Here is a 13401-nt window from a genome sequence, read left to right on the forward strand (position 1 = left end):
CCGGGGCAGGGTCAGGTGGGTGATGCCGTGCTCGCGGACCGGGCGGCCAGGGCCGGTCCGGGCAGCAGCGCCTCCCGGGCGTCCAGCTCCAGGCAGGCGCCGGACAGCAGGCCCATGCACAGCTCCCAGAAGGCGGCGTCGAAGCTCACCGACGCCAGTTGCAGCACCCGGTCGGCCCCGGTCAGCCCCAGCCGCTCCCGCTGGGTGCCCGCCATCGCGGCGATGCCCCGGTGGGTGACCACCACGCCCTTGGGCCGCCCGGTGGAGCCGGAGGTGTAGATGACGTACGCCGGGTGCGCCGGGTCCACCACCGGCAGCCGGTCCGACGCCCCGGCGGGCTCCGACCCGGCGGGCGCGTCCACCCCCGCCCCGGCGGACGCGTCCAGGTACAGGTGGGGCACGTCGGACGCCGGCAGCCCCCGGTGCACCTCGGGCGTGGTGAGCAGCAGCCGCGGCGCGGCGTCGTCGAGCATGTACGCCAGCCGGGCCGCCGGGTAGCCGGGGTCCAGCGGCAGGTAGGCGGCCCCGGCCCGGAGCACGGCCAGCAGGGCCACCGGCAGGCCGCCGTCGCGGGGGAGCGCCACGGCGACCCGGTCCTCCGGGCCGATGCCGCGGGCGGCCAGCCGCCGGGCCAGCGCCTCGGCGCGGGCGTCGAGTTCGCGGTAGGTCAGGGTGGTGCGCGGGTCGCGGACCGCGGGCGCGTCGGGGGTGCGGCGCACCTGCCGGGCGAACAGTTCGGGGAAGGCGGCGGGCGGTTCGGCCCGCGGGCCGGTGCCCCAGCGCTCCAGGCGGGCCCGCTCGGCCGGGTCGAGCACCGGGTAGGCGTGCAGCGGCAGGCCCGGGTCGTCGGTGACGGCGCCCAGCAGCCGCACCAGCCGCTCGGCCAGCGCCCGGACGGTGCCGGCGTCGAACAGCGCGGTCGCGTAGTCCACGGTGGCCGCCAGCCCCCCGGTGCCGTCGGGGTCCGCGGCGAAGGTGAAGGACAGGTCGAACTTGCTGGCGCCCAGGTCCAGCGGCACCGGGTCGACGCGCAGCCCGGGCAGTTCGACGGGCGCGGCGGGGGCGTGGTTCTGCAGCACCAGCATGGTCTGGAACAGCGGGTGATGCTCGGCCCGGGCCGGGTTCAGCAGCTCCACCAGCCGCTCGAACGGGACGTCCTGGTGGGCGTACGCGGCCAGGTCGAACTCCTTGACCCGGTCCAGGAGTTCCCGGAAGGTCGGGTCGCCCGACAGGTCGGTGCGCAGCACCAGCGTGTTGACGAAGAAGCCCACCAGGCCGGCCGTCGCCTCGTCGGTGCGCCCGGCCACCGCGGTGCCCAGCGGGACGTCCTCGCCCGCGCCGTGCCGGGACAGCAGCAGCGCCAGCGCGGCCTGGAGCACCATGAACTCGCTGCACCGCCCGGCCCGGGCCAGCCCGGCGATCCGGCCGGCCGTGGCGGCGTCCACCGCGAAGTGGTGGGTGGCGCCGTCGTGTCCGGCCCCGGCCGGGCGCGGCCGGTCGCAGGGCAGCTCGACCCGCTCCGGCAGGTCGGCCAGCGCCCCGCGCCAGAACGCCAGCTGCCGGGCCAGCGGGCCGTCCGGGTCGTGCTCGTCGCCCAGCAGCTCGCGCTGCCACAGCGCGTAGTCGGCGTAGTCGACCGGCAGCGGGCTCCAGTCGGGGGCCGCGCCCGCCAGCCGGGCCCGGTAGGCGGCGCCTAGGTCGCGGAAGAGCGGCGCCAGCGAGGAGCCGTCCGCGGCGATGTGGTGCACCACCAGCACCAGCACGTGCGAGTCGGCCGCCAGCCGCAGCAGCACCACCCGCAGCGGCGCCTCCCGCTCCACGTCGATCGGCTCGGCCACCGCCGCGGCCGTCCGGTCGGCGCACTTGCCCGGCTCGACGTCCTCCACCGCGAACGGCAGCCGCACCTCGGCGGCCGGCACGATCCGCTGCACCGGCCCGTCCGGGCCCGCCGGGAAGACGGTGCGCAGCACGGCGTGCCGGTCCACCGCGTCGTGGCAGGCCAGCCGCAGCGCGTCCACGTCCAGCGGGCCGTCCAGGCGGACCGCGAACGGCACGTGGTACGTCGCGGACGGGCCGTCCAGGCGGTGCAGGAACCACAGCCGCCGCTGGGCGGGGGACAGCGGCAGCGGCTCCGGCCGGGGCCCGCGGCGCAGCGCCGGGCGGGCCGGGCCGTCGGCGTCCCGGAGCGCCGCGGCGAGCGCCGCGACGGTCGGGTGCTCGAACAGGGTGCGGATCTGCGCCTCGGCGCCCAGTGCGGAGCGAATCCGGCCCACCAGCAGCGTCGCCAGCAGCGAATTGCCGCCCAGCGCGAAGAAGTTGTCGTCCGCGCCGACCCGGGGCAGGCCCAGTGTCTCGGCGAACAGCCCGGCCAGGATCTCCTCCCGGCCCTCCAGCGGCGCCCGGCCGCCCACCGGCGCGGCGGCGGCCGGCGCGGGCAGCGCCGCCCGGTCCAGCTTGCCGTTGGCGGTCATCGGCAGCGCCTCCAGCACCACCACCGCCGAGGGCACCAGGAACGCGGGCAGCCGGCCGCCCAGGTACCCGGCCAGCGCCGCCGGGTCCGCGGTGCGGCCCGCCGCCGGGACGGCGTACGCCACCAGCGCGCGGTCGCCCGGCCGGTCCTCGCGCACCAGCACGCAGGCCGCCCGCACCGACGGGTGGGAGCGCAGCGCGGCCTCCACCTCGCCCGGCTCGATCCGGTGACCGCGCAGCTTCACCTGCTGGTCGGCCCGCCCGACGTACGCCAGCTCCCCGTCCGCCGTCCGCCGCACCAGGTCGCCGGTGCGGTACATCCGTTCGCCCGGTGCCCGGCCGGGTCGGCGACGAACCGGGCCGCGGTCAGCCCCGGCTGCCCCAGGTAGCCGCGCGCCACGCCCGGCCCCGCCAGGTACAGCTCGCCCTCCGCGCCCTCCGGCACCGGCCGCAGCGCGCCGTCCAGCACCAGGGCGCGCACCCCGTCCAGCGGCCGCCCGACCGGCGGCACCCCGGCCGGGGCGTCCTCGGCGGGCACCCGGTGCAGCAGGACGAAGGTGGTGGCCTCGGTCGGCCCGTACGCGTTCAGCACCCGGGTGCCGGGGTGCGCCGCCGCCAGCCGCTGGAGCACCCCGGGGGCCGCCGCCTCGCCGCCGCAGGCCACCAGCCGCAGCAGGCCCAGCGCCGCCGGGTCGGTCTCGGCGACCACGTTGAACAGCGCCGTGGTCAGGAACGCCGCCCGCACCCCGTCCCGGACCACCGCCTCCCGCAGCGCCGCCGGCTGCAGCACGCCCTCCGGCGCCGCCACCACCCGGCCGCCGCGCAGCAGCGGCACCCACAGCTCGAAGGTCGCCGCGTCGAAGACGTACGCCGAGTGCAGCAGCACCGCCTCGCCCGCGCCGTCCCCGTCCCAGGCCCGGTCGGCGGCCAGCGCGGCCACGTCCGCGTGCGTGACGCCCACCGCCTTGGGCCGGCCGGTCGAGCCGGAGGTGAACATCACGTACGCCAGCCGCCGCCCGCCCGCCGGGGCGGGCAGCGGGCCGGGCACCGGCGGCGCCCCGGCCAGCACCCGGCCCGCGCCGTCCACGGTCAGCACCCGCACCCCGGGCCCCAGCGCCCGCACCCACGGGTGCCCGGCGTTCGCGGCGTCCACCACCAGCAGCCGGGGGGCCGCCGCCGCGGCGACCGCGGCCAGCCGCTCGGCCGGCCAGCGCGGGTCCAGCGGCACGTACGCCGCGCCCGCCCGCAGCACCCCCAGCGGCGCGGTGACCTGCGCGGCCGAGCGGCCCAGCAGCAGGCCCACGCCCTCCTCGGGGCCGCCCCCAGGCCGGTCAGCGCACCCGCCAACCGGTCCGACAGCTCGACGAGTCGCCGGTAGGTCAGCGGCTCGACCGCCCCGGCCACCGCCGGCGCCTCCGGCCGCTCGGCGGCCCACCGGGCCACCGCCGCCGCCAGGTCGGTGCCCGCGACGCCGGTGGGCAGCGCCGCCCCCGCGCCCCGCGCCAGCAGCTCCTCCCGCTCGCCCGCCAGCAGCACCGGCACCGCGTCGGCCCGCCCCGCCAGGCCCGCGCCCAGCAGCTCCAGCAGCCCGCGCAGCCGGTCCACCGTGCGCTCCGCCCACGGCCGCTCCAGCACCGAGGGGCGGAAGGCGAAGGTGATCCGCAGCGTCCGGCCCGGCGCCACCGTCAGGGTCAGCGGGTAGTGCGCGGCGTCGCTGCCCGCCATGCCGGTCACGGCCAGGCCCGGCAGCGCCCGCCCGGCGGCCCGCAGGCCCTCCTGGTCCAGCGGGTAGTTCTCGAACACCAGCAGGGTGTCGAACAGGGTGTCCAGGCCGGTGGTCGCCCCGATGTCGGTCAGCCCGACGTGCTGGCTGCCCAGCAGCGCGCCCTGCTCGTCCTGCAACCGGGCCAGCAGCGCGGCCAGGCCCTCGCCCGGCCGCACCGCCAGCCGCACCGGCACCGTGTTGATGAACAGGCCGATCATCGACTCGACCCCGGGCAGCTCCGGCGGCCGACCCGACACCGTCGTCCCGAACAGCACGTCCGACCGGCCGGTCAGCCCCGCCAGCAGCAGCCCCCAGGCGCCCTGCACCAGCGTGTTCAGGGTCAGCCGGTGCGCCCGGGCGGTGGCCCGCAGCCGCTCGGTGGCAGCCTCGTCCAGCTCCAGCACCAGCGTCTCGGGCAGCTCGCCCGCGTGCGCCGCCCGGGCCGCGGCCCGCCCCGCCAGCAGCGTCGGCGCCTCCACCCCGGCCAGCGCGCCCCGCCAGGCGTCCAGCGCCGCGCCCCGGTCCTGCCCGGCCAGCCAGGCCAGGTAGGAGCGGTACGGGGCGACCCGGGGCAGCCCGGCGGCGTCGCCCCCGCTCCCGTACAGCTCGAACAGCTCGCGCAGCAGCAGCGGCACCGACCAGCCGTCCAGCAGGATGTGGTGACTGGTGATCACCAGCCGGTACCGGGCCGGGCCGGTGCGCAGCAGCGCGAAGCGCATCAGCGGCGGCGAGGCCAGGTCGAAGCGCCGCACCCGGTCGGCGGCCAGGAACTCCCGCAGCCGCTCCTCGACTGCCGCGCCGTCCCCCGCTGCGGCCTCCGCGCCGTCCGCCGCGGCGGTCAGGTCCGCCACGTGCAGCGGCACCGGGACCTCGGCGGCCACCGCCTGCACCGGCTGGTCCAGGTCCTCGTGCAGGAACCCCACCCGCAGGTTGGCGTGCCGGCGCAGCAGCGCGCCCAGCGCGGCCCGCAGCGCGGCCGGGTCGACCTCGCCCTCCAGGGCCAGCACGAACTGCGAGGTGTAGACGTCCACCGCCTCGGCGTCGTACAGCGCGTGGAAGAGCATGCCCGCCTGCAACGGCGTCAGCGGCAGTACGTCCTCCAACTGGAACCCGGTCATGCGCGTCCACCCCACTTGGTCTGCAGTCGGTCGAGTTGGGCCTGGTCCAGCGAGACCAGGGGAAGGTCGGACGGCGTCCAGCCGCCCGCGTCGGGCTGCGCGGAGTGCTCCGCGATCGCCCGCAGCGCCCGGTCGAAGGCGTCGGCGAGCGCCGCCACGTCCGCTTCGTCGAGCAGGTCGGCGGCCCAGGTCCAGCGGGCCGTCAGGCGCGGGCCGCCGGGCCCGTCCTCGGTGTGCGCGTTGATGTCCAGCACGTGGTGCACCGGCATCGCCGGGTCCGCCGGGTCCGGCGCGCCGCCCTCGGGCAGCACCTCCCAGTCCGCCTCCGGGCCGGCCCCGGGCGCCGGGTGGCGGCCCAGGTAGTTGAAGCCGATCCGCGGCTCGGCGCCGCCGGCCAGCAGCTCCCGGGCGGCCGGGTCCAGGTGCCGCAGCACGCCGTACCCGACGCCGTGGTCGGGCACCGCCCGCAGCTGCTCCTTGACGTTCTTCACCGCCCGGTCCACCAGGCCCGCGTCGAACCGGCCGGCACCCGCGGGTCCAGCGGCCCCGGGTCCAGCAGCACCGGGTACAGGCTGGTGAACCAGCCCACGGTGCGCGACAGGTCCAGGCCCTCGGCGAGCTGCTCGCGCCCGTGGCTCTCCAGGTCCACCAGCACCCCGGCCCGCCCGTCGTCCCCGGCCCGCCCGGCCCGCCAGGAGCGCACCGCCAGCGCCAGCGCCGTCAGCAGCACGTCGTCCACCCCGGCGTGGAACGCCTGCGGCGCGCTGGTCAGCAGCTCCCGGGTGCGGTCGGACGCCGGACGGGTGGTCAGCGACCTGGTCCGCCCCGCCGTGTCCCGGGCCGGGTCCAGCGGACGCACCCCCAGCGGCGGGTCGTCGGCCCGCGCCACCGCCTCCCAGAGCGGCAGCTCGCCCGCCCGGGCGCCGCTCGCGCCCTGCGCGGCCAGCAGCCGGGCCCAGGCCCGGTACGAGGTGCCCACCGGCGGCAGCACCGCGCCGCCCGGCGCGACCCCACCGGACACCGCGCCGACCGGCGCACCGGACACCGCACCGGGCAACTCACCGGACACCGCACCGGGCAACGCACCGGTCAGCCCGGCGGGCGCCGCGTCGGACACCGCCCGCCAGGCGGTCGCCAGGTCCTCGACCAGGATTCGCCAGGACACCGCGTCCACCGCCAGGTGGTGCACCAGCAGCAGCAGCCGCCCGCGCACCCCCGGCCCGGCGTCGCACCACACCGCCTCCAGCACCCCGCCGTGGGCCGGCCGCAGCCGCGCCCGGGCCCGTTCGCCCTCGGCGGCCAGCGCGGCGCGCACCTCCCGCTCGTCCAGCCCCGCGACGTCCAGCCGCACCAGCCGCGGCCCGACCGGCACCGCCCCGCGCGGCAGCGCCTCCAGCGCCGCCGCGCCGTCCGCCGCCCGGGTCACCCGGACCCGCAGCATGTCGTGGTGGTCGACCAGCAGTTGGAGCGCCGCCGCCAGCCGCTCCCGGTCCGCCCCGGCCGGGGTGCGCAGCACCGCGGACTGGTGGTAGCCGTCGGTGGGGCCCGGCCGGTCCAGGAACCAGGCCGCGATCGGGGTCGGCGGCATGGTGCCCGTCCCGTCCTCGGCCGCCGCCGCGGGGACCTCCCCGGCCGGCCGGGCCACCGCCGCCACCGCCTGCGGGGTGCGGTGCAGGAACACGTCGCGCGGGGTGATCCGCAGCCCCGCCTCGCGGGCCCGGCTGACCAGCTGGATCGACAGGATGCTGTCCCCGCCCAGCGCGAAGAAGTCCTCCTCCGGCCCGACCTCCGGCACCCGCAGCACTCCTGCGAACACCTCGCACAGCACCCGCTCCGGCCCGTCCGCCGGCCGCCCCGCGCCGCCGCCGGCCGCCGTCGCGGGCCGCGGCGGGTCGGGCAGCGCCCGCCGGTCCGCCTTGCCGCTGGGCAGCAGCGGCAGCGCCGCCAGCCGGACGAACACCGCCGGCACCAGCCCGGACGGCAGCAGCTCCGACAGCCCGGCCCGCAGCTCCGCGTCCGGCGGCAGCGCGCCGCCGTCCGCGGCGGGCACCAGGTAGGCCACCAGCCGCTCCGCCCGGACCAGCACGCAGGCCGCGCCCACGCCCGGCAGCGAGGTCAGCGCCGCCTCCACCTCCCCGGGCTCGATCCGCAGGCCGTGCAGCTTCACCTGGTCGTCGCCCCGGCCCAGGTAGCGCAGCAGCCCGTCCGCGCCGCGCCGCACCAGGTCCCCGGTGCGGTACATCCTGGTCCCGTCCGCCGCGAACGGGTCCGCGACGAACCGGGACGCGGTCAGCGCCGCCCGCCCCAGGTAGCCGCGGGCCAGGCCCGCGCCCGCCAGGTACAGCTCGCCCACCGCCCCCGGCGGCACCGGCCCCAGCGCGTCGTCCAGCACGTACGCGCGCAGGTTGTCCACCGGGCGCCCGATCGGCACCGCCGCGTCCGCCCCGTCCACGGCCGGCCGCCAGCGGTGCGCGGTGGCGTCGATGGTCGCCTCGGTCGGCCCGTACAGGTTGTGCACCGCCACGCCCCAGGCCCGCTCGGCCCGCGCGGCCAGCGCCCCGGTCAGCGGCTCGCCGCCGCACAGCACCGCCCGCAGCGCGGCCGGGGCCGGCTCCCGCTCGGTCTCGCCCAGCACCAGCGCCAGCAGCGAGGGCACGAACTGGGCGACCGTCACGCCCTCGGCGCGCATCCGCCCCAGCAGCGCCACCGGGTCGTGGTTCAGCTCCGGCGGCACCGGGCAGGTCGCGCCGCCGTACAGCAGCGGCAGCCAGGTCTCCCACACCGAGGCGTCGAAGCTCGGCGAGGTCCGGGCCAGCACCCGGTCGTCCGGGGTCAGCTCCAGGTGCCCGGCCAGCCAGGCCATGTGGTTGACCAGCCCCGCGTGGGTGACCACCACGCCCTTGGGACGGCCGGTGGAGCCCGAGGTGTGGATCACGTACGCGGCGTCCAGCGGCGCCGGGTCCACCAGCGGCATGTCCGGCGACTCCGGTGCGTCCGGCTCCCCGTGCCCGTACCCGTCGCCGTCGCCGTCCAGCGCCAGCACCGGCACCGGCAGGTCCGGCAGCGCCGCCAGTGCCCGCGCCGGGGCCAGCAGCAGCACCGGCCGGGCGTCCTCCACGACGAAGCGCAGCCGGGCCGCCGGGTACTGCGGGTCCAGCGGCAGCCAGGCCGCGCCCGCCTTGGCGACCGCCAGCATCGCCACCACCTGCTCCGCGGTGCCCGGCATCGCCAGCGCCACCACGTCCCCGCGCCCGACCCCGCGTCCGCGCAGCCGCCGGGCCAGCGCGTCCGAGCCCGCGTCCAGCTCCGCGAAGGTCAGGCCCGCGCCCCCGTCCCGCACCGCGAGCGCGTCCGGGGTGCGGGCGCACCGGGCGCGGAACGCCCCCGGCACCGTCCGCTCCGCCACCGCCCGCACCGGGCCGCGGCCCGCCGCGGCCAGCGCCGCCCGCTCCGCGCCGTCCAGCACCGGCACCGACCGCACCCGCAGCCCCGGATCGGCCGCCAGCACGCCCAGCAGCCGCACCAGCCGGTCCGCCAGCGCCCGCGCCGTCCCCGGCTCGAACAGGTCCGCGGCGAACTCCAGCGACCCCTCCAGCCCCAGCGGGCGGCCCCGCCCGTCCCGGCGCTCGGCGAAGGTGAAGGTCAGGTCGAACTTGCTGATCCCGGTGCGCACCGGCTGCTGCGCCACCGCCAGGCCCGGCAGGTCCAGGTCCGCCCCGGCGTTGTTCTGCAGCGCCAGCATCACCTGGAACAGCGGGTGGCGGCTCTCGGTCCGCTCCGGCGCCAGCGCGTCCACCAGCCGCTCGAACGGCACGTCCTGGTGCGCGTACGCCGCCAGGTCGAACTCCCGCACCCGGTCCAGGACCTGCTCGAACGTCGGGTCGCCGGACAGGTCGGTGCGCAGCACCAGCGTGTTGACGAAGAAGCCCACCAGCTCGTCCAGCGCCTCGTCGGTGCGCCCCGCCACCGGCGTGCCAGCGCGACGTCCTCGCCCCCGCCGTGCCGGGACAGCAGCACCGCCAGCGCCCCCTGGAGCACCATGAACAGGCTGCAGCCGCGCGAGCGGGCCAGCGCGTCCAGCGCCCGGTGGGTGTCGGCGTCCACCGGGAAGGCGAACGCGTCGCCCCGGTGCGAGGCCACCGCCGGGCGCGGCCGCGTCCAGCGGCAGCTCCAGCACGTCCGGCAGGCCCGCCAACGCCTCCTCCCAGAACGCCAGCTGACGGGCCGCCAGCCCCGCCGGATCGGCCTCGTCGCCCAGCAGCCCGCGCTGCCACAGCGTGTAGTCCGCGTACTGCACCGGCAGCTCGGCCCAGCCCGGCGCCCGCCCCGCCGACCGGGCCCGGTACGCCGCGCCCAGGTCCCGGGCCAGCGGCGCCAGCGACCAGCCGTCGCCCGCGATGTGGTGCACCAGCAGCACCAGCACGTGCGCGTCCGGCCCCAGCCGCAGCAGCCGGGCCCGCACCGGGCGCTCCACCGCCACGTCGAAGGCGTACGCCGTCTCGGCCGCCAGCACCGCCGCCAGCAGCGCCGGGTCCACCTCGCGCGGCGTCAGTCCAGGTCCGCGCCGGCCGCGTCCAGCACCAGCTGGCCCGGCACGCCCCCCGCCTCCGGGAAGACCGTCCGCAGCGACTCGTGCCGCTCCACCACGTCCGCCAGCGCCAGGCCCAGCGCCGCCGCGTCCAGCGGCCCGTCCAGGCGCAGCACCAGCGGCACGTTGTACGTCGCGCTCGGCCCCTCGAAGCGGTGCAGGAACCACAGCCGCTGCTGCGCGTACGACAGCGGCAGCGGGTCGGGCCGGCGCGCCGCCCGCTCCAACCGGGGCCGGGCGGCCCGGCCGCCGTCCAGCGCCGCCGCCAGCCCCGCCGGGGTCGGGTGCTCGAAGACCGTGCGCACCTCGGTGTCCACGTCGAGCGCCGCCCGCAGCCGGGCCGCCAGCCGGGTGGCCAGCAGCGAGTGGCCGCCCAGCGCGAAGAAGTCCTCGTCGGCGCCGACCGAGGCCCGGCCCAGCAGGTCCGCGAACAGCCCGCACACCAGCTCCTCGCGGGCCGTGCGCGGCGCCCGGCCCGGCCCGGCGGCCCCGCCGTCCCGTCCCGGGCACCGGCAGCGCCGCCCGGTCCACCTTCCCGTTCGGGTTCAGCGGGAACGCCGCCAGCAGCACCACCGCCGCGGGCACCATGTACCCGGGCAGCACCCGGCCCACCGCCGCGGCCAGCTCCTCCGGCCGCGGCGCGGCCCCGGCCGCCGGGACGACGTACGCCACCAGCCGCCGGTCGCCCGGCACGTCCTCGCGCACCAGTACGAACGCGTCGGCGACCTCCGGCAGCGCCGCCAGCACGCCCTCGATCTCGCCCGGCTCCACCCGGTAGCCGCGCAGCTTCACCTGCCCGTCGGCCCGGGCGACGTACGCCACCTCCCCGTCCGCCGTCCAGCGCACCAGGTCCCCGGTGCGGTACATCCGCGAGCCGTCCGCCGCGAACGGGTCCGCCACGAAGCGCTCGGCGCTCGCCCCGGCCGCCCCAGGTAGCCGCGCGCCACGCCCCGGCCCGCCAGGTACAGCTCGCCCACCACGCCCGGCGCGACCCGGTTCAGCGCGCCGTCCAGCACGTACAGCCGCATGCCGTCCAGCGGTCGGCCGATCGGCGGCGGGCCCGGCGGCAGGTCGGGGGAGACCCGGTGCCGGGTGGCGAAGGTGGTGGTCTCGGTCGGCCCGTACACGTGCAGCACCGCGGTGTCCGGCGCGGTCGCCGCGACCCGCTGCATCGCGTCCGGCGAGGCCAGCTCCCCGCCCGCGCACACCACCCGCAGGCCCGCGAACGCGCCCGGGTCGGTCTCGGCGACCACGTTGAACAGGGCGGTGGTCAGGAACACCGCCGTCACCCCCCGCTCGTGCACCGCCACGTCCAGCGTCCGGGCCTCCAGCAGCCCGCCCGGCGCCACCACCACCCGGCCGCCGTTCAGCAGCGGCGTCCAGATCTCGAAGGTCGAGGCGTCGAAGACGTACGCCGAGTGCATCAGCACCGCGTCCACCGCGCCGTCCGCCCAGGCCGCGTCGGCCGCCAGCGCCGCCACGTCGGCGTGCGCCACCCCCACGCCCTTGGGCAGGCCGGTGGAGCCCGAGGTGAACATCACGTACGCCAGCGCCTCCGGACCCACCGCCGGGGCCGGCCGCCCCGGACGCGGCGGCGCGCCGCGCAGCACCCGGCCGCACCGGTCCAGCACCACCACCGGCAGGCCCAGACCCGCCACCCACGGCGACCCGGCCCCCTCCTCGTCCACCAGCAGCAGCCGCGGCCGGGCCACCTCCGCGACCCGGTCCAACCGCTCGACCGGCCAGCGCGCGTCCAGCGGCACGTACGCCGCTCCCGCCCGCACCGCGCCCAGCGAGGCCGTCACCTGCGCCGCCGACCGGCCCAGCAGCACGCCCACCCGGTCCTCCGGGCCCACCCCGTGCCCGGCCAGCACCCCGGCCAGCCCGGCCGACAGCCGGTCCAGTTCGGCGTAGGACAGCACCTCCTCGCCGTCCACCACCGCCACCGCGCCCGGCGCGCGCCGCAGCTGCCGCTCGAACAGCGCGGGCAGCGTGTCCGCGACCGCGGCGCCCGGGCCGGCGGGCAGCTCCCGCGCGGTGCCCCAGCGGGTCAGCCGCAGCTGCTCCTCCGCCGTCAGCAGCCGGTGGCCCGACAGCCGGCGGTCCGGCTCGGCCGCCACCCGCTCCAGCAGCCGCACCAGCCGGGCCGCCAGCGCCTCGGCGGTGGAGCGGTCGAACAGCGCGGTGGCGTACTCCAGGCCCGCGGTCAGCCCGCCCGCCCCGGCACCCGTCCCGGTTTCGGCGTCCCCGGCTTCCCCGGCGTCCGCGGTGTCCTCGGCGAAGGAGAAGGTCAGGTCGAACTTGCTCAGCCCGTTGTGCACCAGCCGCTGCTCCACCGCCAGGCCCGGCAGCTCCGGCCGGGCGGCCCGCTGGTTCTGCAGCACCACCACGGTCTGGAACAGCGGGTGGTGGTCCCGGGCCCGCACCGGGTTGAGCTCCTCCACCAGCCGCTCGAACGGCACGTCCTGGTGGGCGTACGCCGCCAGGTCGAACTCCCTTACCCGGCCCAGCAGTTCACGGAAGGTCGGGTCGCCGGACAGGTCGGTGCGCAGCACCAGCGTGTTGACGAAGAACCCCACCAGGTCCGCCAGCGCCTCGTCGGTGCGCCCCGCCACCGGCGCGCCCAGCGGCACGTCCTCGCCCGCCCCGTGCCGGTGCAGCAGCGCCGCCACCGCCGCCCGCAGCACCATGAACAGCGTCCCGCCGGTGGACCGGGCCAGCCCCAGCAGCGCCGCGTGCAGCGCCGGGGACACCTCGAACTCCACCACCGCGCCGCGCGGGTCCGCCACCGCCGGACGCGGCCGGTCCCACGGCAGCGCGACCAGCCCCGGCAGCCCCGCCAGCGCCCCGCGCCAGTGCGCCACCTGCTCGCGCAGCAGCGCCCCGTCCTCGCGCAGCAGCTCGCGCTGCCACAGCGCGTAGTCCGCGTACTGCAACGCGGGCGCCCCGGATGCCCGGGCCGGGCCGTCCCCCGCCAGCCGGGCCCGGTACGCCGCGCCCAGGTCCCGCACCAGCGGGCCAGCGACCAGCCGTCCCCGGCGATGTGGTGCAGCACCAGCACCAGCACGTGGTGCTCCGGCGCCGCCCGCAGCAGCCGCACCCGCAGCGGCGGGTCCACCAGCACGTCGAACGGCTCGCCGACGGCCGCCAGCACCGCCGCCTCCAGGTCCTTCGGCGCGGTGCTCTCCACCACCGGGCGCGGCACCGCCGCCGCGGCGTCCAGCACCACCTGGTGCGGCACCCCGTCCCGCTCCGGGAACACCGTGCGCAGCGACTCGTGCCGCTCCACCACGTCCGCCAGCGCAGCCCCAGCGCCGCCGGGTCCAGCCCGCCGCGCAGCTCCAGCACCAGCGGCAGGTTGTAGGCCGAACCCGGCCCCTCCATCCGGTTCAGGAACCACAGCCGGCTCTGCGCGAAGGACAGCGGCACCGGATCGGGCCGCTCCACCGCCCGCACCACCG

At 78.8% G+C, this 13401-nt stretch carries 1 protein-coding gene and 5 pseudogenes; all 6 read right to left on the reverse strand.

Translation table 11 applies throughout. The annotated features are described in order from the left end of the window. Positions 1-11: 11 nt before the first annotated feature. Positions 12-3793, reverse strand: a pseudogene (locus QMQ26_RS38555) (amino acid adenylation domain-containing protein); the annotation flags it as partial. A gap of 242 nt (positions 3794-4035) precedes the next feature. Further along, positions 4036-5352 (reverse strand): annotated as a pseudogene (locus tag QMQ26_RS38565) (condensation domain-containing protein); the annotation flags it as partial. After that, complete coding sequence (locus QMQ26_RS35635) at positions 5349-5843, reverse strand: hypothetical protein (protein ID WP_282204211.1); 495 nt, start codon at positions 5841-5843, stop codon at positions 5349-5351. The pseudogene QMQ26_RS38565 and the gene QMQ26_RS35635, both read right to left, overlap by 4 nt. A 617-nt stretch (positions 5844-6460) precedes the next feature. Next, positions 6461-11865, reverse strand: a pseudogene (locus QMQ26_RS38780) (amino acid adenylation domain-containing protein); the annotation flags it as partial. Positions 11866-12051: 186 nt separating this feature from the next. After that, positions 12052-12951: pseudogene (locus QMQ26_RS38785) on the reverse strand (condensation domain-containing protein); the annotation flags it as partial. Between the two features lie 68 nt (positions 12952-13019). Next, positions 13020-13340, reverse strand: a pseudogene (locus QMQ26_RS37655) (hypothetical protein); the annotation flags it as partial. Positions 13341-13401: the final 61 nt, after the last annotated feature.

Source organism: Kitasatospora fiedleri (genome assembly GCF_948472415.1).
GTDB lineage: Bacteria > Actinomycetota > Actinomycetes > Streptomycetales > Streptomycetaceae > Kitasatospora > Kitasatospora fiedleri.